Origin of the sequence: Roseibium alexandrii DFL-11 (genome assembly GCF_000158095.2) — a bacterium.
GTDB lineage: Bacteria > Pseudomonadota > Alphaproteobacteria > Rhizobiales > Stappiaceae > Roseibium > Roseibium alexandrii.
In genome coordinates this window covers 3789179-3812976 of sequence record NZ_CM011002.1, presented here as the reverse complement: position 1 = coordinate 3812976, position 23798 = coordinate 3789179, and the positions used below count along the sequence as shown (strand labels likewise).

General features: G+C 57.5%; 25 protein-coding genes. 11 read left to right on the top strand and 14 right to left on the bottom strand.

The window, feature by feature from the left end; all coding sequences use genetic code 11:
- Positions 1-4: 4 nt before the first annotated feature.
- Positions 5-730, top strand: a complete 726-nt coding sequence (pyrF, locus tag SADFL11_RS17450) for an orotidine-5'-phosphate decarboxylase (protein ID WP_008196076.1) — start codon at positions 5-7, stop codon at positions 728-730.
- A 53-nt stretch (positions 731-783) separates the two neighbouring features.
- Here pyrF and SADFL11_RS17445 read toward each other — a convergent pair whose 3' ends face one another.
- The gene (locus SADFL11_RS17445) at positions 784-1872 is read right to left on the bottom strand and encodes an ornithine cyclodeaminase (protein WP_008194951.1); all 1089 of its coding nucleotides are present in this window, start codon (positions 1870-1872) and stop codon (positions 784-786) included.
- A 7-nt stretch (positions 1873-1879) separates the two neighbouring features.
- Positions 1880-2812: an arginase gene (gene rocF / locus SADFL11_RS17440; RefSeq protein WP_040452671.1), complete on the bottom strand. Its 933-nt coding sequence runs from the start codon at positions 2810-2812 to the stop codon at positions 1880-1882.
- 137 nt (positions 2813-2949) lie between these two features.
- Between rocF and SADFL11_RS17435 the strand changes: the two genes are divergently transcribed.
- Together SADFL11_RS17435 and SADFL11_RS17430 are read left to right on the top strand one after the other, a co-directional pair.
- Positions 2950-3411, top strand: a complete 462-nt coding sequence (locus tag SADFL11_RS17435) for an Lrp/AsnC family transcriptional regulator (RefSeq protein ID WP_008190875.1) — start codon at positions 2950-2952, stop codon at positions 3409-3411.
- 80 nt (positions 3412-3491) lie between these two features.
- Positions 3492-4409: a methylated-DNA--[protein]-cysteine S-methyltransferase gene (locus SADFL11_RS17430; RefSeq protein ID WP_008193247.1), complete on the top strand. Its 918-nt coding sequence runs from the start codon at positions 3492-3494 to the stop codon at positions 4407-4409.
- A gap of 163 nt (positions 4410-4572) precedes the next feature.
- Here SADFL11_RS17430 and SADFL11_RS17425 read toward each other — a convergent pair whose 3' ends face one another.
- The 5 genes from SADFL11_RS17425 to SADFL11_RS25320 form a co-directional block, all read right to left on the bottom strand.
- Positions 4573-5835, bottom strand: coding sequence for a hypothetical protein (locus SADFL11_RS17425; RefSeq protein ID WP_134853070.1), 1263 nt, complete (start codon positions 5833-5835; stop codon positions 4573-4575).
- Positions 5836-5871: 36 nt separating this feature from the next.
- Entirely contained in the window at positions 5872-7188 is a 1317-nt protein-coding gene (locus tag SADFL11_RS17420; RefSeq protein ID WP_008197236.1) for a bifunctional folylpolyglutamate synthase/dihydrofolate synthase, read from the bottom strand.
- Positions 7189-7330: 142 nt separating this feature from the next.
- The gene (gene accD / locus SADFL11_RS17415; protein ID WP_008192715.1) at positions 7331-8296 is read right to left on the bottom strand and encodes an acetyl-CoA carboxylase, carboxyltransferase subunit beta; all 966 of its coding nucleotides are present in this window, start codon (positions 8294-8296) and stop codon (positions 7331-7333) included.
- A 183-nt stretch (positions 8297-8479) separates the two neighbouring features.
- Complete coding sequence (gene trpA / locus SADFL11_RS17410) at positions 8480-9313, bottom strand: tryptophan synthase subunit alpha (RefSeq protein WP_008193976.1); 834 nt, start codon at positions 9311-9313, stop codon at positions 8480-8482.
- 161 nt (positions 9314-9474) lie between these two features.
- On the bottom strand, positions 9475-9645 hold the full coding sequence (locus SADFL11_RS25320; RefSeq protein ID WP_008193839.1) for a hypothetical protein: 171 nt from the start codon (positions 9643-9645) through the stop codon (positions 9475-9477).
- A 247-nt stretch (positions 9646-9892) separates the two neighbouring features.
- Between SADFL11_RS25320 and SADFL11_RS17405 the strand changes: the two genes are divergently transcribed.
- Entirely contained in the window at positions 9893-10114 is a 222-nt protein-coding gene (locus SADFL11_RS17405) for a hypothetical protein (protein ID WP_040451205.1), read from the top strand.
- A gap of 52 nt (positions 10115-10166) precedes the next feature.
- Here the strand turns inward: SADFL11_RS17405 and trpB are convergent, their stop codons facing one another.
- The 5 genes from trpB to hrcA all read right to left on the bottom strand — a co-directional run bounded on the left by trpB (position 10167) and on the right by hrcA (position 14392).
- Positions 10167-11372 (bottom strand): tryptophan synthase subunit beta, encoded by a 1206-nt coding sequence (gene trpB / locus SADFL11_RS17400; protein WP_040452673.1) that lies wholly within the window; start codon positions 11370-11372, stop codon positions 10167-10169.
- A gap of 13 nt (positions 11373-11385) precedes the next feature.
- On the bottom strand, positions 11386-12051 hold the full coding sequence (locus SADFL11_RS17395) for a phosphoribosylanthranilate isomerase (RefSeq protein ID WP_008196416.1): 666 nt from the start codon (positions 12049-12051) through the stop codon (positions 11386-11388).
- Positions 12052-12108: 57 nt separating this feature from the next.
- The gene (locus SADFL11_RS17390) at positions 12109-12339 is read right to left on the bottom strand and encodes a DUF2798 domain-containing protein (protein WP_008190207.1); all 231 of its coding nucleotides are present in this window, start codon (positions 12337-12339) and stop codon (positions 12109-12111) included.
- A gap of 83 nt (positions 12340-12422) precedes the next feature.
- Complete coding sequence (locus tag SADFL11_RS17385) at positions 12423-13232, bottom strand: HesA/MoeB/ThiF family protein (RefSeq protein ID WP_008193473.1); 810 nt, start codon at positions 13230-13232, stop codon at positions 12423-12425.
- A gap of 65 nt (positions 13233-13297) precedes the next feature.
- Positions 13298-14392, bottom strand: coding sequence for a heat-inducible transcriptional repressor HrcA (gene hrcA, locus SADFL11_RS17380; protein WP_008196237.1), 1095 nt, complete (start codon positions 14390-14392; stop codon positions 13298-13300).
- A 146-nt stretch (positions 14393-14538) separates the two neighbouring features.
- Between hrcA and rph the strand changes: the two genes are divergently transcribed.
- The 6 genes from rph (at position 14539) to SADFL11_RS17350 (ending at position 20374) form a co-directional block, all read left to right on the top strand.
- Positions 14539-15252 (top strand): ribonuclease PH, encoded by a 714-nt coding sequence (gene rph, locus SADFL11_RS17375; protein WP_040451206.1) that lies wholly within the window; start codon positions 14539-14541, stop codon positions 15250-15252.
- A gap of 12 nt (positions 15253-15264) precedes the next feature.
- Complete coding sequence (rdgB, locus tag SADFL11_RS17370) at positions 15265-15903, top strand: RdgB/HAM1 family non-canonical purine NTP pyrophosphatase (RefSeq protein ID WP_008195935.1); 639 nt, start codon at positions 15265-15267, stop codon at positions 15901-15903.
- Positions 15903-17072, top strand: coding sequence for a radical SAM family heme chaperone HemW (gene hemW / locus SADFL11_RS17365; RefSeq protein ID WP_040452675.1), 1170 nt, complete (start codon positions 15903-15905; stop codon positions 17070-17072). Before rdgB ends, hemW begins: the two co-directional genes overlap by 1 nt.
- A gap of 309 nt (positions 17073-17381) precedes the next feature.
- Positions 17382-18902: a polyhydroxyalkanoate depolymerase gene (gene phaZ, locus SADFL11_RS17360; protein ID WP_050776171.1), complete on the top strand. Its 1521-nt coding sequence runs from the start codon at positions 17382-17384 to the stop codon at positions 18900-18902.
- 164 nt (positions 18903-19066) lie between these two features.
- Complete coding sequence (locus tag SADFL11_RS17355) at positions 19067-19492, top strand: DUF2852 domain-containing protein (RefSeq protein WP_040452677.1); 426 nt, start codon at positions 19067-19069, stop codon at positions 19490-19492.
- A gap of 150 nt (positions 19493-19642) precedes the next feature.
- Positions 19643-20374 carry a M48 family metallopeptidase gene (locus tag SADFL11_RS17350; RefSeq protein WP_040452678.1) on the top strand — a complete coding sequence of 244 codons (732 nt, stop codon included), beginning with the start codon at positions 19643-19645 and terminating at the stop codon, positions 20372-20374.
- 40 nt (positions 20375-20414) lie between these two features.
- On the opposite strand, the gene SADFL11_RS17345 is transcribed toward SADFL11_RS17350, so the two are convergent.
- Positions 20415-22373, bottom strand: a complete 1959-nt coding sequence (locus tag SADFL11_RS17345; protein WP_208981527.1) for a transglycosylase domain-containing protein — start codon at positions 22371-22373, stop codon at positions 20415-20417.
- Here SADFL11_RS17345 and SADFL11_RS25485 point away from each other — a divergent pair.
- Positions 22372-22776: a hypothetical protein gene (locus SADFL11_RS25485; RefSeq protein WP_209002641.1), complete on the top strand. Its 405-nt coding sequence runs from the start codon at positions 22372-22374 to the stop codon at positions 22774-22776. The two genes, SADFL11_RS17345 and SADFL11_RS25485, sit on opposite strands and share 2 nt — an antisense overlap.
- 50 nt (positions 22777-22826) lie before the next feature.
- Here the strand turns inward: SADFL11_RS25485 and SADFL11_RS17340 are convergent, their stop codons facing one another.
- A complete protein-coding gene (locus tag SADFL11_RS17340) occupies positions 22827-23696 on the bottom strand; it encodes a l-ornithine N(alpha)-acyltransferase (RefSeq protein WP_008193299.1) in 870 nt (289 codons plus the stop codon).
- Positions 23697-23798: the final 102 nt, after the last annotated feature.

Genomic DNA, 23798 nt, shown 5'->3' with positions numbered 1-23798 from the left:
CCCCATGCCGACAAGCCGCTTTTCCCCGAAAACAGCGCTCGAGCGCTTGATGCTGCCGCTGGATGTTCCGACCGTCGCTGAGGCGGAGGCGCTGGTCAAACAAACGGAAGGTGCGGTTGGCGTCTACAAGATCGGCATGGAACTGCAGTTTGCCGGCGGTCTCGAGTTCGCCCGTGAACTTGCCGAAAGTGGCCACAAGATCTTTCTGGACGTGAAACTCCACGATATCGACAATACGATCACAAAGGCGGTGCGCAACGTTGCCAAGATGGGCATGACCTTCATGACGGTGCATGCCTATCCGAAGACCATGCGTGCTGCGCTGAAGGGTCTGATGGAAGAAGGCAATCCGGATCTGTGTATCCTTGGAGTGACGGTTTTGACCTCGATGGATGAGGCGGATCTTGTCGCTGCCGGGTACACCGGGCCGATTGCGGATGTCGTTGAGGTGCGCGCCAGAGATGCTAAACGTGCCGGGATGGGCGGCATCGTCTGCGCGCCGACCGAGGCTGAAAACATGCGCAAGATCCTGGGAGATGAGCTTGTGATCGTCACACCGGGGATTCGGCCGGCGGGCATCGCTGCGGGCGATCAGCGCCGTGTGATGACACCGGCTGATGCGATCACAGCAGGCAGCGATTATCTCGTCATTGGCCGCCCGATTTCAAAGGCCGAAGATCCGAAGGCGGCGGCGAATGCGGTGGTTGCCGAGATTGCGGCCGCCCTTTGACAACAAGAAGTCCTTGTGAAGCGGTGGCTACTCAATCATCTGAAGAAGCCGCTTCAGGCCGCCCGATCGTCGCCGTTGCTGGCGTCTGAACGCAGGACCATGCCGTAGAGATCGCGCGGGTCGTCGGGGTCTGCGAGAAGATCCAGCTTTTCGAAGTGGCCGGTGCTTGGCAGCAGGTCATTCACATACCGAAGGGCGGAAAAGTCCTCGATGGCAAAGCCGACGCTGTCGAACAGTGTGATCTGAGTGTCAGAGGTTCTGCCTTCCGCCTTGCCGGCATAGACTTTCCATAGCTCTGTTACGGGATGATCGGCGTCAAGTTGCTGAAGTTCACCCTCTTCGCGGGTTTGTTCGGGCAGTTCCACGAAAATATCGGACCGGAGCAGGATGTCCTTGTGCAATTCTGTCTTGCCCGGGCAGTCGCCGCCAATCGCATTGATATGGACGCCAGACCCCACCATGTTGTCGGTCAGGATCGTGGCATACCGTTTGTCAGCGGTTACGGTTGTGATGATTTCAGCGCCTTCAATAGCGTCTTCCGGCGTTTTGCAGATCGTCACATTCAGTCCGGAGTGCGCGAGGTTTCGCGCAAGCCGCAGGCTGGCCGCCGGTTCAATGTCATAGGCGCGGATATCGGTGATGCCGAGCATGTCCTTGAAAGCCAGACACTGGAAATCAGACTGTGCGCCATTTCCGATGATCGCCATGGTTTTTGAGTTCTTTGGCGCCAGATATTTCGCCGCGAGCGCAGAATTGGCAGCTGTCCGCAGCGCGGTCAGGATCGTCATTTCCGTAAACAGCACCGGATAGCCGGTCGACATGTGCGACAGCACACCAAAGCCGGTTACGGTTTGCATGCCTGTGCGTGTGTTGCCTGGGTGGCCGTTGACGTATTTGAAGCCGAAATATTCGTCATCGCTCGCGGGCATCAACTCGATCACGCCTTGCGGTGCATGTGCCGGGATCCGCGGCTTCTTGTCGAAGCTCTCCCAACGGCGGAAATCCTGCTCGATATAGTCGGCGACGCCGCGCATGAAAGTCTCGGCACCGATGGCCCGAACGTTGCGCATCATGTTGTCGACACTAACAAAAGGCACGTAAGCCAGGTCGGACGGGTTCGGGTTGTGAAGGGTCTCAGTCATGGGGTCCTCAATAGCTACGTGTGGGACGGTCGAAGACGCGGCGGCCGAACAAGCTGCCGGTCAGGTCGACCATCAAGCGGGCGGTCTTGCCGCGGTCATCCAAAAAGGGGTTGAGTTCAACGAGGTCGAGCGATGTCACCAGCCCGCTGTCGTGAAGCATTTCCATGACCAAGTGCGCTTCACGGAATGTCGCCCCACCCGGAACGGTGGTGCCGACGGCTGGCGCAATGTCCGGGTCGAGGAAATCCACATCGAGGCTGACGTGCAGCAGGCCATTTTCGGCGCGAACGCGATTGAGGAACGGGTGTAGGAGTTTGCCGATCCCCTCTTCGTCAATCCGGCGCATATCGGAAACACCTGCGCCATGGCGGACGAGAAAGTCTCGCTCAGCCTCATCAATGGACCGCACGCCCATGATTTCCACCCGGTTTGCCGAAACCGGGTGGGTCAAGGGAGTGCCAAGCACGGCATCAAATCCTGGCAAGCCACAAGCGAACGCAAGCGGTGTTCCATGCAGATTGCCGCTGTCCGTGCTTTCCAGCGTGTGAAAATCCGAGTGGGCGTCGAGCCAGAGCACAAACAGGGGCCTGCCTTTTTCAGCTGCGGCCTTTGCCTGCCCGGCCACGGTTCCAGCTGCCAGGGAATGGTCACCGCCGAGGTAGATCGGAAAACTGTCACCGGTTCCGAGGTCGGAGGCTTTTTTGAAGAGCGATCGTGTCCAGCCGGCATAAGCGCCGAAATTTTTCACGATCGCGTTGGGCGGGCGGATATCATCCACCGTTACCGGTTGCAGATTGCCGTCATCGAGGACGTAATGACCAAGGGCTTCCAGGGTCGCGGCGAGTCCCGCTGTCCGGTAGGCATCAGGGCCCATGAGGCAGCCACGCCGCCCGGTGCCTTCTTCGACCGGAGCTCCAACAAGAACGATATTTTGCTTCAAGGTCTTCTGCCTCTGCACCCATGGCGATTGTTCGGGCAAAGAGTGCTGATTTGACGCGGCGGAGTAAATCCAGAGACTTGATCAAAATAGTGCTGAGATCTATCATTTTGATAAATTGAAATTATCAGAATGATAGCATGGACAATCTTGATACACGTTTGATCTCGCTTCTGCGCCACGATGGCCGCCGGTCGGTTTCCGATTTGGCAACCGATTTGAAAGTTTCCCGGGCGACCGTTCGCTCCCGCATGGAAAAGCTTATCGAAACCGGCGAAATTCTTGGGTTTACAGCCGTTCTGAGAGATGATTGGCGGGACTTGCCGATCCGGGCTGTCACGCTTGTTCATGTTGACGGGCGGAATACCGATCCAGTCAGCAAGGCACTCGCGGCAATGACCGAAGTGCGCGCCATCCACTCAACGAACGGCAAGTGGGACCTTGTTCTGGAAATCGCCACCAGAGACCTGGAAGCTTTTGATGATGCTCTTCATCGGATCCGGCTGATTGAAGGGATTGCTGGAACGGAAACCAATATCCTTTTGAGCACTCGAAAGGGCCCTGCCGTCTCTGCCGATCACTTCAAGGATGCGCTTGGGTGAGAATGGCTCGCAAATCGGGTCGAAGTCCCTACTCGTGGGAGATATAGTCTGGTCAGATTACAGGAAACGATGGTTTTGACATGACCAAGGCACTCGACCTTTCACAATTGGCGTCCGACCCCAAGCCAATCTCTGTCGGTGAGGAAGCTGCTGAAAACTATGCAGTGGTCCGCCAAACATTGAAACGGATCACCGAAGATTGGCGGGATCAGCCGACCCTTGAATTGTTGGCGAAGGAAGCCGGTTTGCAGCCGATCCAGTTGCAGCGAGTGTTTGCGCGCTGGGCAGGACTCACACCAAAGCAGTTTCTTCAGGCGATTACGCTGGATCACGCCAAGGCGTTGCTGCGCGATACGGCAAGCGTTTTGGATGCTTCTTATGAGGTCGGCCTGTCAGGCTCGTCCCGGCTGCATGACCTCTTTGTCACTCATGAAGCAATGACCCCGGGGGATTACCGCAATCGTGGAGCCGGATTGAAGATCGTCTACGGTTTTCATCCTTCGCCGTTCGGCCAGGTGCTGATCATGGTCACTGACAAGGGCCTGGCCGGTCTCGGATTTGCGGATTCCGGGGAAGAGGACATCGCGCTCAGCGATATGTGCGAGCGTTGGCCAGCGGCAAGCTTCCATCACGACCCGGAAGAAACAGCCAAATATGCAGGCCGGGTGTTTGACCCACAAAAGTGGCAGGAAGACCAACCGCTCAACATCGTCATGATCGGGACTGATTTTGAGATCCGGGTGTGGCAGACGCTTTTGAAAATCCCGATGGGGAAGGCCACCACCTACTCCGATATCGCGGCCTGCCTTGGCAAACCGAAAGCGTCCCGGGCCGTCGGGACCGCTGTGGGGCGCAATCCGATTTCCTTCGTCGTGCCCTGCCACCGGGTCTTGGCCAAAGGCGGCAAACTCGGGGGCTACCACTGGGGCTTGACCCGCAAACGCGCGATCCTGGGGTGGGAAACCGGCCTTTCGGGCCCGGTTCTGGAGTGCGTTTGATTCAAACGCTGAAAAGTGCCTGATCGCGTTTGTAAACTCAGTCATTCTCTCTTGAGGAAACACGGCCTGTGTTGCTGTCCTCTCCTTGCGCCGGGGCCTCAATAGGTGCCCCCGGCTCAAGGCCGGGGAGGCTCTGCCGAGGTAATAGATAACAGGGTGCGGTTTAGTGAACCGGGCCTTCCGGCATCGGATAATTTCCGGTGATTTCCCAACCAAAAGCGGTCATCCGTTCGGCTGCCATCTCGGTCACAGTCCCCGTGATCAGAAAATCGACGCCCGTTGGCGGGAAGGGCAACCGGTTCAAGCCTTCCTGGAGGCCTGAAAACGTTTTTGCAGCTGGTTCTGTCCAGGCAACGGTGTCATAGGGCATGACGATGGCGGCCATGCCGTCGCGCCGCATCGCGACCAAGAGGCCAGTAACGTCCCTGATCTGGCCCAAGCCGGAAATCTTGCGGTGGTAGGTTTCCAAAAGCACGATCCGGCGCAACTGGAAATACGCAAAGCCCCTGTCTTTCACGCCTGCGGCGTCTTCGGCAATCAGATCAAGCCCCTGAACGCTTGGCATCGCTGCCATCTGGTAGGCGATAATGGCCTTTTCCGAGGCCGTATAGTGAGGGTTGGCATCGATGTTCATGATATTGCGTTCCGAAATACCTGCCTTTCGGAAGGTATCAAGGGTCCGCTCGCGCAGTTCGCTTTCGGTGCTGTCGACAATCACGTTACGGAAGTCTTCCGCGGCCCGGGTGGCATTGACAATGACGCCACCGGGAATGAGTGCCGTTATGGCAGTGACTGTCCAGCTTCCGGCAGATGTAACGCTTGCCGTCTCATCGAGCTTTGCCGACAGGGCCTTGTCCAACGTGTAAGGGTCGACACCGAGTTGAACAGCCAGCTCGCGCCGTGCCTGCGCCTGTCCGGTGATCGACTTGGCAATATCAGCGGCCGAACCGCCCTGACCGGTTACGGCGGATTCCACGCCTTTGCCCAGCCGGCTGAAAACCCGGCCCACACCTGAAACGGTACTCTTGGCCGTCCCGACTGGATCCTGAATGGTGCTTTCAACAAACTCGACGGGTTTTTGCGCAGACTGTTTCAGGCCATCCAGGAAACTTGCATCGTTCTTCAGGCTTTCCAGCGCGACAAATGCCTTGATTTCCGACAACCGCATTTTCAAAAGTCCGTCGCCGAGGACCTTTTCGATGCCCTGATCGGCTTGCAGCTCATAGTCGTGCAGAAAGCCCGTGCTTCTGACCGGCGGCAGCACGGCATATCCCGGACCAACCTCTTTCCCGTCAAGCAGTTGCGCTGGTGCCACTTCTGGCGCGGTTTCATATTGGTCAGACAGGCTCAGAGCTGGTCCGGTGAGCAACCCGGTAAAAAGTGCGCACGCCGCCAACCGCTTGAATGCCAAACCGGAAACCATCATCAACAAACCTCCAGAGTACCTGTATCAGGAGTGAGATCAGTCTGGCGCCATTTTGTTCCGGGCCAGTGCCTCACCTGCCAAGTAAAGCGAACCGCAAATCAATATGCGCGGCGGCTCGCCATCTTTTGCGGCACAAGCTGCCACATCGGCAAGGGCTGCGTCCAGTGATGGAAATGGAGTCGCTTCAAGACCGGCACACCGGGCGAGATCTGCAAGGTCTTCCGGCGTGCGTGCCGTATTGGTGGTCGCGATCGGCACAGTTCCGACATGACGGACAAGTCCGTCAAAGGGCCGGAAAAAGCCGACGGGGTCTTTTGTTGTCAGCATGCCGGCGACCAGATAGAGCGGCCGCGGTCCGCGCTCTTCCTGCTCTCCCATGAATTGAGCGACGGTGACCCCAGCGCCTGGGTTATGACCGCCGTCGAGCCAGATTTCCGACCCGTCCGGGCACATGTCCACCAACGGACCATGGGTGAGCGGTTGGAGACGCCCCGGCCAGTTCACGGATTTCAATCCCGCATCGATGGAGGCGATATCGGGCAGAAGGTTTGCTGCTTTGAGAGCTGCCAGAGCAAGAGCGGAATTGGCATACTGATGGCCGCCCCCGAGAACTGGCTGCACGAGGTCCAGAAGACCATCGTCGTCTTGATAAGCCATACGGCCCTGATCCGGGTGAGCGATAAAATCCTGACCACACACCTTGAGGGCGGCTCTGCACCGTGCAGCCTGACGCTCGATAACTATGTGAGCTGCAGGATCCTGTTCAGCGGAAACTACCGGGCGCTCGGGTTTGATTATGCCGGCTTTTTCGGCAGCAATGACGCTTAAGTCATCGCCCAGGAATTTTTCATGATCCATCGATACGGGCGTTATGACTGAGACAAGCGGATCATCAATCACATTTGTGGCGTCCAGACGGCCGCCGAGGCCGACCTCGAGCAAAACGACGTCTGCGGGATGTTCGGCGAACAACAAAAAAGCGGCCGCTGTCGTAATCTCGAAAAAAGTGATTTCCTCACCGCCATTGGCCTCCTCACACCGCTGGAGCGCATCGAAGAGCTCCGGGTCGGAGACGAACTTGCCACCGCTCCCGAGCCGAATGCGCTCATTGAAGGAGACGAGATGGGGCGAAGTATAGACGTGGCATCGTTTTCCGGATGCTTCCAGAATTGCACGCAGGGTCGCGGTCACCGAACCCTTACCATTTGTCCCGGCGATGTGAATGACCGGCGGGAGGCGCTTCTCAGGCGATCCAAGCGCTGCGAGCAAACGATGCATGCGTCCGAGAGACAGGTCGATCTCTTTCGGATGCAGGGCCAGAAGGCGGTCTAGAATTCTTGTGATTTGATCCAAGGCGCCCTCCGCAGGGTCCCATGTGTGTCCATTGGCGGCTGCTTTACCCGCCTGTTGGAGATAGCAGGTCAGGAGGGTCCATGACCGCCCGGAACTGACTGACCTTGGTCGATTTCCGACATAAGTCAGTCAACTCTGTAGGTTATTCTGCGACTTCAGGCTGTTTCTTCGGCTCTTGGGCGTCGGAAGTTGTCGCCTCTTCGGTCTCTGAAACCTCCGCAGGTGCGGTCTCGTCGGCGATTATTGCCGGCAACTCGACTTCGCGTTTCATCAAGATCCCGCAGACCCGCGCAAGGGTGTCCTTCATTTCCTGACGCGTGACCACCATGTCGACCATGCCATGATCGAGAAGGTATTCCGCTGTCTGGAAATCGTCCGGCAGCTTTTCGCGAACAGTTTGCTCAATCACGCGGCGGCCGGCAAAACCGATCATCGCGCCGGGCTCTGCAATGTGTACGTCGCCGAGCATCGCATAAGACGCGGAAACGCCACCTGTCGTTGGGTTTGTGAGGACAACGATATACGGAAGACCGGCTTCGCGAAGCATCTGGATGCCGACGGTAGTACGCGGCATTTGCATCAAGGACAAAATGCCTTCCTGCATGCGCGCTCCGCCCGATGCGGTGAACATAACAAAGGGCGTTTTGGTTTCCACGGCCTTCATCATGCCGGAGAGGATCGCCTCACCAACGGCCATGCCCAAGGACCCGCCGACAAAGTCGAAGTCCTGAACGGCGGCGGTCATGTCCATGCCGTTGACCTTGCCCTGGGCAACATGGATCGCTTCTTCTTCGCCGGTCTTTGCCCGGGCATCCTTCAGGCGGTCCGTGTAGCGTTTGCTATCGCGGAACTTCAAAGGATCGATGGTGACATCCGGGGCGTCGAGGCGGGTGTAGTTGCCCTCGTCAAAAAGGGATTCGAGCCGCTTGCGCGCCGGCATCCGCATATGGTGGCCGGAGCTCGGGATGACCCAAAGGTTTGCTTCCAGATCGCGGTGAAAAACCATTTCACCGGTCTCAGGGCATTTGATCCAGAGATTTTCCGGAACCTCGCGCTTCTTCCAAAGACCGCTGATCTTGGGGCGCACAATAGAGTTGATCCAGTTCACGTCAAACGCGTCCGTCTACTCGAGTTACACAACAGCGGAGCGATATGTCCGCCGGAAAACGTACATTTTTAAGGCCTAGAGCATCCGGCATTCAGGTGAATGCAGACAAGATACTCGACCACCATAAAACCGATCAGCTTTTAGCTGTTCAAGCGGTTCGCCTAAACAGCCGCTGATCGTGCCTTAAGCAGCCCGGGCCCGCGCGCAACCTGACGCAAGATCTGCGACCACGTCGGCAACGGCTTGCACGGTTTTGTCTGTCGCCTTGCCGTCAGCATCCAAGCTGTCCTTGACCGCATTCACCAGAACCGAACCGACAACCACACCGTCAGCGTCCTTGCCGATGACGGCAGCCTGATCGGCCGTTTTAACGCCAAAACCGACGGCAACCGGCAGATCGGTATGACCCTTGATGCGGTTGACTGCCGCTGTCACACGGCCCGTATCGGCAATCTGCGCACCGGTAATACCGGTCACGGAAACGTAATAGACGAAACCGGAGGTGTTGGCCAGAACTGCCGGAAGGCGTTTGTCATCGGTCGTGGGGGTGGCCAGGCGAATGAAGTTCAAACCGGCTTCCAGGGCCGGTATGCAAAACTCATCGTCGGCTTCTGCCGGTACATCAACGATGATGAAACCGTCTACGCCGGCTTCCTTGGCGACGTGAACGAATTTCTTCGGATCGCGTACATAGATCGGGTTGAAGTAGCCCATCAGGATGATCGGCGTATCCTGATCTTGCTTACGGAAAGTCCGCACCATGTCCAAGGTGTTGTCCATGGTGTGACCGGCGGCAAGTGCACGCTGGTTGGCAAGTTGAATCGGTATACCTTCTGCCATCGGATCGGAAAACGGCATGCCGAGTTCGATCACATCGGCTCCGGCTGCCGGAAGGGCATTGAGAATGGCTTGTGACGTTTCGAGATCGGGATCGCCCGCGGTTATGAACGTGACCAGAGCCGGCCGGCCTGCGTCGGCACATACCTTGAACCGTCGATCGATACGCGTTTCCGTCATTCAGCTGTCCTCTTGCCACAGATGCAGGCTGTCACCGCCTGCCAATCATCAGAGCGATGTAGGGGAGCGGGCAAGGGGATGTCAATCAAAGAACGGCTGTTTGCGGCCTCCTAAGGGCCTTGACGGTCTTTGATGCGCCATATGAGGACAATTTGGCGCGCTTAGCGGCCGCCGAAGTACTTGTTGTAGAGGTGGTTTGCGATGTCGTTGCGCTCAACACCCATCCGGGACAGGCTCTCAGGCGACATTTGGCGCATGCGATTGTAGTCGGCGCTCATGCGTTGCGCTTGACCGATTTGGTCGAAGAAATTGGAAACGGAACGAAAAGCCATCGGAACATCCTTTGAGGTCTTCGAGAAGCTGGGTTTGTTTCCTCTAATGTAAACAATTGCATGGATGTGAGTAGCGTCGGTTTTGCATTGCAGCATTACCGAATTGGCGGACCTGGGCAGTCAACCCTTTCTGGCCCAGGCCGGTATGCATTGGATGCAAGTCAGCCCATCGTCAAATTTTCGAACTGGAAATGTGCACCTGGTGCACCTATGTTCCTGCTATAGCCAAGAACAAAAGGAGCCGAAAATGGCCCACTCCCTCTTTGAGCCGGATCCAATGCCGTTTCATGAGAAACTCATGCGGCGTATGCGCGACCTCAGCGGCCATGCGCCTGCGCAGATACCAAAGATGTCGGCCCGTCTGGCGGCTGCCGATCCCGGTTTGGTACGCCAGGCCAAGCGTCTGGACTCGCGTGGACAACAATTGCTGCTGGAAGTGATTTTCGACGCAGAAACGCCCGCAAAATAAAAGCCGCGCACCATAGGGTGTGCGGCTTCTTTTTTGTTGTTTTCGTTGCAGCTTAAAGATCGAAGCCAAGCATCTCGCCGACTGCGAATACATCCTTGTCGCCGCGGCCGCAAAGGTTCATGACAATGATCTGATCCTTGTCCATCTGCGGAGCCATCTTTGCAACCTGTGCCAAGGCATGAGCGGGTTCCAGCGCCGGGATGATGCCTTCGACACGGGTCAGCATCTGGAAGGCGGCCAAGGCTTCATCATCCATGATCGGAATGTATTCGGCGCGGCCGATTTCTTTCAGCCAGGAGTGCTCCGGGCCGATCCCGGGATAGTCGAGACCAGCGGAAATCGAGTGGCCCTCCAGGATCTGGCCGTCGTCATCCTGCATCAGATACGTGCGATTGCCATGAAGAACGCCCGGCTTACCGGCGTTCAACGAAGCGCAGTGCTCTTCACCGGTCAGGCCACGGCCGCCAGCTTCAACGCCAACGATTTTCACGTCCTTGTCGTCCAGGAAAGGATGGAACAGGCCGATCGCATTGGAACCGCCGCCAACGGCTGCCACGAGGACGTCCGGAAGACGGCCTTCGGCTTCGAGTATCTGTTCGCGCAGTTCCTTTCCGATCACCGACTGGAAGTCGCGCACCAACTCCGGATACGGGTGCGGACCAGCCGCGGTCCCGATCAGGTAATAGGTATCGTCAACGTTGGTGACCCAGTCGCGGAGCGCCTCGTTCATGGCGTCTTTAAGCGTACCGGCGCCGGCGGTGACCGGGACGATCTCCGCGCCCAGGAGCTTCATCCGGAACACGTTCGGCTTTTGCCGCTCAACGTCGGTCGCACCCATGTAAACCACACAGGGCAGGCCAAAACGCGCGCAAACGGTTGCTGTGGCAACGCCATGCTGCCCGGCGCCGGTTTCTGCGATGATCCGGGTCTTGCCCATGCGCTTGGCAAGCAGGATCTGGCCTAGGCAGTTGTTGATCTTGTGAGACCCGGTGTGGTTCAGCTCATCCCGCTTGAAATAGATCTTCGCGCCGCCCAGTTCCTCGGTCAGCCGCTCTGCAAAATACAGAGGCGAAGGTCTGCCGGTGTAATGGGTGTTGAGGTTTTTGACTTCGGCCAAAAAGTCCGGATCGTTCTTGGCAGCCTTGTAGTGCGCTTCCAGATCCAGGATTAGCGGCATCAGGGTCTCGGCGACATATCGGCCACCAAAGATGCCGAAATGCCCGCGATCGTCCGGACCAGTCCGGATGCTGTTCGCCATGTCGTTCACGCGTTTACTCCTTAACCGCTTCCGCCTGAGTGTTCTTTACCTTCGCCAGGAAGGATCGGATCAATGCCGGATCCTTTACGCCGCGTTCGCGCTCTACTCCGGACGACAGGTCGATTTCCTTGGCTCCGCTCAGGCGGATTGCCTCGGCAACGTTGTCCATATTCAATCCACCCGAAAGCATGAACGGCTTCTTCAGGTCAAGATCTTCCAAAAGTGCCCAGTCAAACGAAACACCATTGCCGCCCGGGATGTCTGACCCTGCAGGCGGTTTGGCGTCGAAAAGGATCCGATCAGCTACAATAGAGTAGTAAAGCGCCTGTTCCAGATCCGATTTATCGGAAACGGAGATCGCTTTCATGATCTTCTTGCCATGCATCACCTTGGCGGCCGCCAGGGATTCCGGGGCTTCGCTGCCGTGAAACTGGAAATAGTCCGGCCCGACCAGCTCGTTGATCCGCGACAATCCGTCCAGATCCATATTGACTGTCAGGGCGACGATGTCGGCTTTGCCGCGCGCCATATCCGCCAGCTTGCAGGCATCAGACAGGTTTACGTGCCGTGGGCTCTTGGGAAAGAACACCAGCCCAACCATATCTGCACCCGCATCAAGGGCTGCTTGCATGGTGTCTTCGGTCGACAGACCGCAGATTTTTACTTTGATATCCGACATGGGTTCGAGGTATCGCCGCTGCGGAAGGGTTTGTCAAAAGGAGGATCGCTTCCCCGTTCATTCTTCGGGTTGTTTTACCAGTTTCGCGACAATTTCGCGCACGATCGGCGCTAGAACGAGGACAGCGGGAAACGCGACCGCCCAGGCAAACAGCCAGGACTCAATCCAGAAACTGAAAAATTCTGCATGTGGGCCGACCGCTCTGAATGTCGCAATGCCGGACACAAGAAACGACATGGACCCGGACAGCATGGCGCCGAAAAGGTAAGGAGCGAATTTTGGATGCATGGGTAGGTCCGGATTGTTGGTTAGGATGCTTGCTAAGCGTGAAAGGGTCTGATCGGCGCTGATCAAGTGGACGGCAGGTGGATTTATCCCTCTTCCAGCAGTTCGGCCCAGGCTTTCGGATTGTCGCCATTGAGCGGGTTTTTGGGCGAGCGTTTGTAGCGGATGGTTTCCATCCGGAAGGCCTTCGCATCAAACATCATCAGCCGGCCAGTGAGCCCCTCGCCTGTACCGGTGAGTTCCTTCAACACTTCCATGGCCTGCATGGTGCCGAGAATTCCTGTCAGTGCACCAAGAACACCAGCCTGTTCGCAAGTCGGCAACAATCCGGCCCGGGGCTTTTGAGGGAAGAGGCAGCGATAGGTCGGATTGGCAGCGCCATCTTCTCCGTTCTCGAAAGGCCGCAAGGTGGTGATGGAGCCATCAAACTGGCCAACAGCCGCGGTGACCAGCGGTTTCTTGGCAAAAAAACAGGCGTCCGACACCAAATAGCGCGTGTCGAAGTTGTCTGATCCATCGACCACCAGATCAAAGGCGGAAATCAGTTGCAAAGCGTTTTGGCCTGTGATCCGGAACGGAAACGGTTTCACCTCGACATTCGGATTGAGCCTTGCAATCGCTTCTGCTGCGCTCGCAACCTTCGGCTCGCCCAGTTGGTTGGTATCGTGGATCACCTGCCGCTGCAGATTGGACAGAGAGACGGCGTCGTCATCCACGATGCCAAGCGTCCCGACCCCGGCGGCGGCAAGATACTGCAAGACTGGCGCGCCCAGCCCGCCGGCGCCAATCACCAGAACCTTCGCGGCTTTCAGTTTCTGCTGACCGGCCCCGCCGATGTCCTGAAGGACAATATGGCGGGCGTAGCGTTCCAGTTCAGCGGGCGACAATGACTGCATATTGAGGAGGCCTGTCCTTCGAATTCTTTGCTTAGATGGGGGCAAATAATGGTTTCGATCAAGCGCTAGCCTAGAATTCGGCTGACAAGCCGCGCTGTGTAGTCGACCATTGGAATGACTCTCGAATAGTTCAATCGGGTCGGCCCGATAACGCCAAGCGCGCCGACGATCCGCTGATTGCTGTCCCGGTAGGGCGAGACCACCAGGGAGGATCCGGACAAGGAAAAGAGATTGTTCTCCGATCCGATAAATATCCGGACACCTTCCCCTTTTTCGGCAAGTCCTAGGAGCTGAATGAGATCCTTCTTGTTCTCGAGATCGTCGAACAAAAGCTTGATCCGCTCCAGATCCTCGGCCGCATCCAGGTCGGATAACAGATTGGACCGGCCGCGGACAATCAGCGTACCGGGGTCTGCGACACCGTCTTCCCCGGTCCAGACGGCGAGGCCGGCATCAATGACTTTTTGACTGAGTTGATTCAGCTCGGCCTGATCCGCCGCGCGCACTTTTTCAAGCTCAGCCCGGATCTCGCTGATCGTGCGCCCTTGAATCATCGAGTTTAGATAGTTCGAGGCCTCGACGAGCGCGGAGGATGGTAGATCAGGTGGCAGCTCGACGACCCGGTTTTCGACCGATCCATCTTCTCCAACCAGAATGGCGAGGGCCTTCAGCGGTTCAATGCGGACAAACTCAATGTGCTTCAGCCGCATGTCGGACTTGTGCGTCAGCACAACTCCGGCACCCATCGAAAGGCCTGACAGCAATTGGCTCGCCTCTGTCAGGACTTGTTCCGCCGAATTGGCCTGTTGGGAAGCCTTGACCTGAATATCTATCTGGCGGCGTTCGTCCTGGGTCAGATCGCCGACCTCAAGAAGCGCGTCGACAAAAAACCTTAGGCCTATTTCTGTTGGAAGGCGTCCGGCGCTGGTATGCGGCGAATGCAGGAGGCCCATGTGCTCCAGATCCGACATCACATTGCGGATCGAGGCTGGCGATAGAGAAATGTTGGGGTTGCGCGAAATGTTGCGCGAGCCGACAGGCTCTCCGGTATCAAGATAGGATTCCACGATCGAGCGGAAGATTTCCCGGGATCTTCTGTCGAGGTCGCTGAGGCTCAAGGTGTTTGTCTCCGTCACGGTCACCAAAAACGCGTTGATCAAACGCTCATATCTTCAAGATATAGGCGCAAAACGGTCCAATGGTGAAGCTTGGCCTTTACGGCGCCGGGAAATGGGGTCTAAAAGGCCGTGAACAAACGAGGCGAACCTTTGAGTTTTGCCTTGATAACGGGTTGAAAGGGAGAGCCATGCGTCCGTCAAAACGCGCTGCCGATGAACTTCGTGCTGTCACGCTGGAGCGTGGCGTATCCAAACATGCCGAGGGCTCGTGCCTGGTGAAGTTTGGCGATACGCATGTCCTGTGCACGGCAAGCCTGGAAGAGCGTGTCCCGCCGTGGCTGCGCGGCCAGAACAAGGGCTGGGTCACCGCCGAATACGGCATGCTGCCACGTGCCACCGGCAGCCGGATGCGCCGTGAGGCGAGCGCTGGCAAACAGTCCGGCCGCACTCAGGAAATCCAGCGCCTCATTGGCCGCTCCCTGCGTGCCGTGGTGGATCTGCAGGCGCTGGGCGAAGTCCAGATTTCAGTCGATTGCGACGTGATCCAGGCTGATGGCGGTACGCGAACCGCTGCAATCACCGGAGCCTGGGTGGCTTTGCGCGACTGTGTTGAGTGGATGAAAGCCCGGGACATGGTGTCCGGGGATGTCCTGACAGATCACATTGCCGCGATTTCCTGCGGAATTTACGAAAGCACACCGGTCCTTGATCTGGACTACGATGAAGACAGCACAGCCGAGACCGATGCAAACTTCGTCATGACCGGATCTGGCGGCATCGTCGAGATTCAGGGCACGGCAGAAGGCAAGCCGTTCTCTGAAGATGAGTTCGGTCAGCTGATGAACCTTGCAAAGGCAGGGATCAAACGCTTGGTCGACCTTCAGAAAATGGCAATCCTGTAAAGGCGGACCACAATGAGCCACCGCAAACTGGAACCGGGAAAACTGGTTGTTGCCAGCCACAACAAGGGCAAGCTGCGTGAGATCAATGAGCTCCTGCAGTCCTATGGGTTTGAGGTGGTCTCTGCCGGGGATCTGGGTCTTCCTGAGCCGGAAGAGACCGGAACAACGTTTGAAGCGAATGCCGAAATCAAGGCTGTGGCGTCCGCAACGGCCGCCAATCTGCCGGCCTTGGCCGATGACAGTGGCTTCTGTGTTGCCGAGCTGAACGGTGATCCCGGTATTTATTCCGCGCGCTGGGCGGGACCTGACAAAGACTTCGCCATGGCGATGCGCACTGTGGAAGAAAAACTCCAGTCGGCCGGGGCAATGACACCGGAGCGCCGCCGCGGCTCGTTTGTCGCGGTGTTGTGTCTGGCCTGGCCGGATGGGCACAAGGAGTTCTTCCGTGGCGAGGTGGATGGCCAAATCGTCTGGCCTCCGCGCGGCACTCAAGGCTTTGGCTACGATCCGGTGTTTCAGCCGGACGGACATGAGCGCACCTTTGGCGAAATGACGTCCGATGAAAAACACGGCTGGGGTCCGGATACACCTGCCTTGTCGCACCGCTCGCGCGCCTTCGAGCTCTTCGCAAAAGCTTGCTTGAAGGGATAATCGACGTGGCACTGACCCAGGCGTCCGATGCGGGATTTGGCATTTATGTGCATTGGCCGTTTTGTGCGGCCAAGTGCCCGTATTGTGATTTCAATTCGCACGTGCGCCACCAGCAAGTCGATCAAGCCCGCTTTGCTGCGGCCTTCGAGCGTGAATTGAACCATTTTGCCGAGATGACACAAGGCAAGGTGGTCCAGTCGGTATTTTTGGGCGGCGGGACCCCGTCTCTGATGGAACCGGCGACGGTCGAGCGGGTTCTGACAGCAATTTCAGACCGCTGGTCAATGGACTCGAATGTAGAAATCTCTCTGGAAGCCAATCCGACCTCGGTCGAAGCAGAGCGGTTCAAAGGCTACCGGGCAGCCGGTGTGAACCGGGTGTCTTTGGGGGTGCAGTCTCTTCATGACGCCGATTTGAAACTGCTCGGCCGGCTACACGATGCTGCGACGGCCCGCCGGGCAATCGAAACGGCCCGGGCGACTTTCCCGCGCTTGTCCTTTGATCTGATCTATGCCCGGCCCAATCAGACCTTGGCGCAGTGGGAAGCCGAGCTGAAGGACGCCATTGCGCTCGCGGCTGATCACCTGTCGCTCTACCAGCTGACGATTGAGGAAGGCACACCCTTCTATACGCTCTATCACGGTGGCAAGCTGACCATGCCGGATCAGGACTTGGGTGCAGAGTTTTATGAGTTGACGCAAAAGGTTACGGAAGCTGAAGGCTTGCCGGCCTATGAGGTGTCCAACCACGCCAAGCCTGGCGCCGAGTGCCGTCATAATCTGGTTTATTGGCGCTATGGTGATTATGTGGGCGTTGGTCCCGGTGCCCATGGCCGTTTATCCGTCGGAGTGAACCGGATGGCGACGTCTGTAGAGCGCCACCCTGAAACCTGGCTGGAGGCTGTTGAGCAGAACGGCCACGGCATGATCGAGTTCTCAGGCCTGAATGAAGAAGAGCAGGGTGACGAATTCCTGCTGATGGGACTGCGGTTGACCGAAGGGATTGATCTAAAACGCTATGAGGCGTTTGCGCATCGATCCGTCGATCCCAAGCGGTTAAACGACCTTTTGGAACACGGAATGGTGGAAGAACTCGGGGAAAACCGGGTTCGTGCGACGCGGGAAGGATTTTTTGTTCTGGACGCCGTGGTCGCGGATTTGGCCGCTTGATCTGATTTTCTCGAGCGCTTTAATACATTTATCACTTTGATTTAAATAGCTAACTTTCTTAATCACCGGGTAACTGCTTTGGCGGCAAAATAATTCGTACGCCGAAAAAAGGTCTAGAATGACCGGGTCCCTACCAATTACCAGTATTGCCGGGGCCAAGTGGCGTGGCTATCCTGCTGCAATGCAACAGGTGGTGCAGGAACAACCGTCATGTATTCTGAGTTCATAAAAACGGCGGGTAGCAACTACCTGAACAAAGGAGATGCCCCTTTGCCTTTTTATCATCTTTACGAGCTGAACCATGCGGCTATGGCGCCTCTGCGCGCAATGGCTGACATGACTAAACTGTATTTTCAAAATCCTCTGAACCCGATGACCCACACCAGCATGGGCCGGCAAATCGCCGCCAGCTGTGAGGTCCTGGAACGCACGACACGGCGCTACGGCAAACCGGAGTTCGGCATTGACGACACGGTTGTCGGCGGTGTCCGGGTTCCTGTGCGGGAAACTGCTGTATGGAGCCGGCCGTTCTGTGATTTGATCCGCTTTGAGCGCGGCGTCACCACACAGCGCAACGATCCGAAAATACTCATCGTTTCGCCGATGTCCGGGCACTACGCGACACTGCTCCGTGGCACTGTCGAAGCGTTGTTGCCGAACGCTGATGTTTACATCACGGACTGGATCGACGCGCGGATGGTTCCGATCCAGGACGGCAAGTTCGATTTGGACGACTACATCGATTACATCATTTCGATGCTGCACTTCCTCGGCCCGGATGCTCATGTGCTCGGCGTTTGCCAACCCTCGGTTCCGGTGCTGGCCGCAGTTGCCGTGATGGAAGACCGGGACGATCCATATGTGCCGTCCACAATGACCTTGATGGGTGGACCGATCGACACCCGCGTTGCGCCGACCGCCGTGAATGACCTCGCAGTTTCCAAGGGGATCGACTGGTTCAAGAACAACGTCATCATGAAGGTGCCCTTCCCGCATCCGGGCTTTATGCGCGATGTCTATCCGGGCTTCCTGCAGTTGTCCGGTTTCATGAGCATGAACCTCGACCGCCATGTGACTGCGCATAAGGACTTCTTCCAGCATCTGGTGGAAGGCGACGGCGACAGCGCGGAAAAACACCGCGAGTTCTATGACGAATATCTCGCAGTCATGGATTTGACGGCGGAGTTCTACCTTCAAACGGTCGAAACGGTCTTCATCGACCATTCGCTGCCCCAAGGCACGATGATGCACAATGGGCGCCTGGTGGATTGCACCAAGATTACGCGCACGGCTCTCCTCACAGTCGAAGGTGAGAAGGACGACATCACAGGCCGGGGTCAGACGAAAGCCGCGCATGCGCTCTGCACCAATCTCGCAGACGACATGAAGGCGCACTACGAGCAGCCGAATGTCGGCCACTACGGTGTCTTCAACGGATCCCGTTGGCGGGCAGAAATCGCACCGCGTGTGATGGATTTCATCCGTTCGAACCGGGCAGATATGCGCGGCAAGAAATCGGCGCCTGCGGCGTCAAAACCGGCTGCTGCACCTGCCAAAGCCGCGTCTGCGGCCGCATCATCCAAGGCACCGCTGGAAAAAATCCTGTTGGCCAAGCCGAAAGGTGTCGCCGACGATTTGACCGCGATCAGCGGTGTCGGCCCCAAACTGCAAGCAGCGCTCAACGAGGCAGGCATCTTCCATTACTGGCAGATCGCTTCGCTGACTGATGAGCAGATTGAAGCGCTTGATTCCAAACTGGATTTCCGTGGCCGTATGGCGCGTGACAATTGGATCGAGCAGGCGCGTCAACTGTCTGAAACGGTGAGCTGACGCAATAATCCGCGCTGATTTTTTCGAGATTGAAATCCCCGCCGGAAACGGTGGGGATTTTCTTGTTTGGCGTGCGGGAACGCCTGAATCCGGATCACAAATCCTTGAAGCGCGCTGCGTCAATCCCCACCTCAAGGTCGTGGATGTCTTTAATGGATAGGACAATGACGACGACCAAAAGCTGCATGATTAAACCTGCCTGGACGCCGATCACCATTGGTCTGATGGTGCTTGGGTTCGTGGTGTTCTGGCCGCTGGGCCTCGCCATGTTGGCCTACATTTTGTGGGGCGACAGATTTGAGGGAATGGCGCGCGACGCGCGGGATCAATGGCGTGGAAGTCCGCTGAAAGGAGCATTTGAAAACATGAACAAGCCTTCTTACAGCCGGACAGGCAATGTTGCGTTCGATGAGTATCGCGAGCGTGAACTGAAACGCCTTGAAGAAGAACGGGCGAAGATCGATGCCATGCGTAATGAATTCGATGAGTTCCTGACTGAGTTGCGCCGAGCGCGCGATCAGGAAGAGTTCGATCGCTTCATGGCCAACCGCGGCCGTCCGAACACCGGGCCGGAAGCAAACCCGGCCTAAGTCTGATACCTCCTCCCAGAGCCGCCTTATCCCCGGGCGGTCAGACCGAGAGCGGCGCCCTGAAAAGCGCCGCTTTCGTCCGTTTAAACCACCTGCTTTCTCGCTTAATATCCACCCACAATGATTCGACTGAAAACCTTGGGATCCAAATTGCGCGCCCGAAAACCGGCACTGCCGGACCACATCGAAATAGACACTGGTGACGCGCCGGTGCGCATTCGCTTACGCGCAAATCCAAGAGCGCAGCGCTATCTCTTACGCTTGCCGGCGGACCATTCCGGACCGGTTCTGACGGTGCCGAAAGGTGGTGATATACAAAAGGCCGAGCGGTTTGCCCGCCAGCACATCGGTTGGCTCCTTGAACGGCTTGAAGGCCGACCGGACCACGTTGCGCTGCGTCCCGGCGACCTCGTGCCGCTGCGGGGTAAAGAGCATTTGATCGTCCCGACGGGTCAACTTCGTGGCCTGGTCTCGACGGGACAGGCTGTGTGCGGGACCCCGGCTCTGCTCGTGCCCGGTACTGAGGAGCACGCGCCGAGGAAGGTGACCACCTGGTTGAAGGGTCAGGCGAAGGCCGATTTGACGCAACGCGCCGAAGATCACGCGGCAAAGATCGGCAAGAAGATCGCCGCGATCAGTGTTCGCGACACAAAAAGCCGCTGGGGCTCGTGCGCGTCCAACGGCCGATTGTCCTTCTCCTGGCGCCTTATCCTGGCACCACCGGATATTCTGGATTACGTGGCGGCCCATGAGGTGGCGCATTTGAAGGAAATGAACCACTCGGACCGGTTTTGGCGCTTGTGCGAAGAGCTTGCCCCGCAGACACCCGAAGCCCGCGTCTGGCTCAAAGAACACGGGATCCGGCTGCACGGTTACGGATGAGCCACTGGACCATCGTGCGTTCAGGAGAATATCCGCTAATCTAACCACCGCCGCCAAAGAGGTTGCGCAACAGGTTGAGTGGTCCTTTCCGTTCACCTGTATCGCCAACACCTGCCGGTGGAACAGGGCCGCTGTCAGGTCCGGCGCTGGATGGCGGAGCCACTGGCCGTTTGGGGGCAGAAACAGTCGCAGGCAGGCTTGGAACGCCTGGCAGATCTGCCACAGGGCGGCTTTTGTGTGCGGAATCCATCACCGATTTCCAGACTTCGGCAGCAATCTTGCCCCCTGACGCCTTCTTGGTTGGGGAATTGTCGTCGTTGCCGAACCAGACGGCGGTCGTCATGTTGCCCGTGTAGCCAATGAACCAGGCATCACGGAACGCCTGACTGGTGCCGGTCTTGCCGCCGGCCGGCCGGCCGTCTTCCAGCCGGGCCTTCCGGCCGGTTCCGGTCAGAAGCGTTTCCGACATCATCAAGTTCATGTTGCCGACATCGCGCCGGTCAACCACGCGGCCCCGGCCGTCGCCGGTTCGAGAGTAGATCGTCTTGCCGTCCACGGTTTTGATTCGCCGGATAATATGCGGCAGAACCCCGTAACCACCGTTGGAAAACGGGACATAAGCGGCGGCTATTTCAAGGGGCGTGACTTCGGACGTGCCGAGCGAAAGAGACAGGTTTGTTTTCAGATCCGATGTGATGCCGAGGCGCCGTGCAGTCGACGCAACATTGCCCGCACCGACCTCATAAGCAAGCCGGGCGGCCACCGTGTTGAGGGACAGGCTCAGTGCACGTGTTAGTGTCACAGGGCCATAATATTGTTTCGTATAGTTTTTCGGCGACCAGCCACCAATTGTGATCGGCTGATCCTGGCGGACGGTTTGCGGCGTCATGCCGTTTTCAAGAGCCGCCAAGTAGACAAACGGCTTGAACGCAGAGCCTGGCTGGCGTTTTGCATAGACCGCCCGGTTGAACTGGCTCTTGGAGTAATCGGCACCGCCAACCATTGCCTTGACCGCGCCGGCCGTATCCATCGTCACAATCGCGCCCTGCGACACGCCCAAAGCTTGCCGGTTTTCCGAGATGGCGGCGCGAAGTGCGGCTTCTGCAGCTTGCTGGATGTCCGGGTCGATCGTCGTGTCAACGATGATGTCGCTGTCTATGGAACCGACGAAATGCGGCAGGACGTCCATTACCCAATCAGCAGCATAATTTTCGCTGGCGGTTGTGTAGCGGCGGACGACCTTGGCCGGGGCGGCCAAAGCATTTTTGGCCTCATCTGAGGTGATGTATCCCTCTTCGTGCATGGCAGCGAGCACGAGTTGTGCCCGGTTTTCGGCAAGATCCGGGTTTACGGCTGGAGAGAAACGGGAGGGCGCCTTTAAGAGTCCGGCGATTGTTGCCGATTCTGCAATTGTCATCAACCGGGCGGACTTGCCGAAATAGCGCCGCGCGGCAGCATCAACGCCGTAAGCGCCTGAGCCAAGATAGACCCGGTTCAGATACATCTCCAGAATCTCGTCCTTGGAGTATTCTGCTTCCAGCCAGAATGCGAGGACCAGCTCCTGAATTTTCCGCTTGATGGTGCGGTCTGGTTCCAGAAACAGGTTCTTTGCGAGCTGCTGTGTCAACGTCGAACCGCCCTGCACGAGCCGGCCTGTCGTGATGTTTGTGACAAAGGCCCGGCCAAGGCCGATCGGATCGATGCCAAAATGGGATCGGTAGCGGCGATCCTCAATCGCGATCACCGCGTTAGGCAAATAAGGCGGCAACTGTTCGAGACGGACGGCTTCGCCGCCTGTATCGCCTCTGTTTGCGATCAGCTGGCCGTTGGCGGCAACGATTTTCACGTTGGGCGGCCGTGCGGGAACCTGCCATTCGGATGTTGGTGGAAGATAGGCGGCATAGTAGCCAACAATACAAACGACGGCGATGCCGGCCCAAATTCCAAGGACAGCGCTCCAGTACAGTCCGCGTTTCAAGAGTCTGCCCAGAGCGGGCATGAACGACGAACGCGCTTTTCTTTTCTGGCTGCGGCGCTTGGCGCCGGACCGGCCACCTCTGCCTCTTGAGTTTCCGGATCTCGATTTCGCACTGCCGCGCTGTGAGGTCGATTTGGCGGATGAAGGTTTCTTTGACTTCGGGGTGCTGCCGGATTTGGACTTGGGCTTCGATTTGGATGTGGTCTTCGCCTTCGCGCGTTTCTTGCCCGCTGGGCGGCTCGGACGGTCATCCGGGCGCAGTCGCAGGTCCAGCAGACTGCTGCTGGATGGGCCGAAAGTCGGCTCAACCCGTGCCTGGCGTTTCGCCCGTGGCGCCATCAATTTCCGTCCCATACCAAGTTGCCGGAAACTCCGGCTTTCCCCGGTCATGATTCTAGAATGCGGCGATTTAAGGGGGCGTTAAGCCTTCCGGAAATTGGTGTTCAGAATGGAGTTTCGAGCGGAAACGGCCGATTAGCTGGCGTAGCGGCTCGCGTCGGCGCCATAGTAGTTCACATACCGCGTATTCAGTTCCGAAACCGGCATCACAATCAAAACGTCGGTCGTCCCGAACTGATGGTCAATCACCGCACCCTCGCCGACAAAGGCCCCCAGACGGAGATACCCCTTGATGAGCGGAGGCAGCGCCCGCAAGGCTTCTTTCTGATTGATGTCGGCAGCGGGCCGCCGGTTCATGTCCACGAAACGGTTCTCGATAGCGCGAACCCGCCACTCTTCCGGCGCGAGTGAATTGTGGTGCAGAAAACCCAGCTGGTCCGCCATGGCGTCGGGGTTGGTCCCTTCAATGGACGCACAGCCCAGCATGACGTCGATCTTGTGCCGCAAAATGTAAGACCAAAGACCGTGCCAGAGCAGCTCGATGGTTTTCTTGTTCCGGTAAGGTTTCAGAACGCAGGACCGGCCGAGTTCCATGAACCGCTTGCCAGGATTGGCATCGATCAATGACTGGATGTCGTATTCTGCGGATGTGTAGAATCCGCCATGCCGGTCAGCAACATCCTGGCGCAAAACACGGTAGGTGCCGACGATTTCGGGCTTCAAACGGCCGAGCTTGTTTCGCTTGAGAGAGGCGTGATCTACGACCAGAAGATGATCGCAATAGGCATCGAATGGATCGGCGTCGCGCCGTGTCGCCAAAGTCTGTGCGTCGGCGACCGCGGACATTTCTTCATAAAACACTTCATAACGAAGGCGCTGGGCTTTTTTCACTTCCTTGAAATTGCGCGCCATGCGCACTTCGAGGGATCCGATACGTCCAAGGGTTTCGCCGGTTTTGACCGGCATCTGAACGGCTCCGTACGGCACAGCTGGCAGCGGGCGCATCGCAGGCGTAAATTTCCGCACCAGTTTTCTAGGCGAAAATAGGTTCTGGCGCATCATGGACGGTCCACCCTTCGTCTGTTTCTTATCGAAAACCGGGCCGGA

What these genes read in the sequence shown, in the direction of transcription:
- pyrF (WP_008196076.1), top strand. Translation starts at nt 5, where the DNA reads ATGCCGACAAGCCGCTTTTCCCCGAAAACAGCGCTCGAGCGCTTGATG.
- SADFL11_RS17445 (WP_008194951.1), bottom strand. Translation starts at nt 1,872, where the DNA reads ATGACTGAGACCCTTCACAACCCGAACCCGTCCGACCTGGCTTACGTG.
- SADFL11_RS17435 (WP_008190875.1), top strand. Translation starts at nt 2,950, where the DNA reads ATGGACAATCTTGATACACGTTTGATCTCGCTTCTGCGCCACGATGGC.
- SADFL11_RS17430 (WP_008193247.1), top strand. Translation starts at nt 3,492, where the DNA reads ATGACCAAGGCACTCGACCTTTCACAATTGGCGTCCGACCCCAAGCCA.
- SADFL11_RS17425 (WP_134853070.1), bottom strand. Translation starts at nt 5,835, where the DNA reads ATGATGGTTTCCGGTTTGGCATTCAAGCGGTTGGCGGCGTGCGCACTT.
- trpA (WP_008193976.1), bottom strand. Translation starts at nt 9,313, where the DNA reads ATGACGGAAACGCGTATCGATCGACGGTTCAAGGTATGTGCCGACGCA.
- SADFL11_RS25320 (WP_008193839.1), bottom strand. Translation starts at nt 9,645, where the DNA reads ATGGCTTTTCGTTCCGTTTCCAATTTCTTCGACCAAATCGGTCAAGCG.
- SADFL11_RS17405 (WP_040451205.1), top strand. Translation starts at nt 9,893, where the DNA reads ATGGCCCACTCCCTCTTTGAGCCGGATCCAATGCCGTTTCATGAGAAA.
- trpB (WP_040452673.1), bottom strand. Translation starts at nt 11,372, where the DNA reads ATGGCGAACAGCATCCGGACTGGTCCGGACGATCGCGGGCATTTCGGC.
- SADFL11_RS17395 (WP_008196416.1), bottom strand. Translation starts at nt 12,051, where the DNA reads ATGTCGGATATCAAAGTAAAAATCTGCGGTCTGTCGACCGAAGACACC.
- SADFL11_RS17390 (WP_008190207.1), bottom strand. Translation starts at nt 12,339, where the DNA reads ATGCATCCAAAATTCGCTCCTTACCTTTTCGGCGCCATGCTGTCCGGG.
- SADFL11_RS17385 (WP_008193473.1), bottom strand. Translation starts at nt 13,232, where the DNA reads ATGCAGTCATTGTCGCCCGCTGAACTGGAACGCTACGCCCGCCATATT.
- rph (WP_040451206.1), top strand. Translation starts at nt 14,539, where the DNA reads ATGCGTCCGTCAAAACGCGCTGCCGATGAACTTCGTGCTGTCACGCTG.
- rdgB (WP_008195935.1), top strand. Translation starts at nt 15,265, where the DNA reads ATGAGCCACCGCAAACTGGAACCGGGAAAACTGGTTGTTGCCAGCCAC.
- phaZ (WP_050776171.1), top strand. Translation starts at nt 17,382, where the DNA reads ATGGCGCCTCTGCGCGCAATGGCTGACATGACTAAACTGTATTTTCAA.
- SADFL11_RS17355 (WP_040452677.1), top strand. Translation starts at nt 19,067, where the DNA reads ATGACGACGACCAAAAGCTGCATGATTAAACCTGCCTGGACGCCGATC.
- SADFL11_RS25485 (WP_209002641.1), top strand. Translation starts at nt 22,372, where the DNA reads ATGAACGACGAACGCGCTTTTCTTTTCTGGCTGCGGCGCTTGGCGCCG.
- SADFL11_RS17345 (WP_208981527.1), bottom strand. Translation starts at nt 22,373, where the DNA reads ATGCCCGCTCTGGGCAGACTCTTGAAACGCGGACTGTACTGGAGCGCT.
- SADFL11_RS17340 (WP_008193299.1), bottom strand. Translation starts at nt 23,696, where the DNA reads ATGCGCCCGCTGCCAGCTGTGCCGTACGGAGCCGTTCAGATGCCGGTC.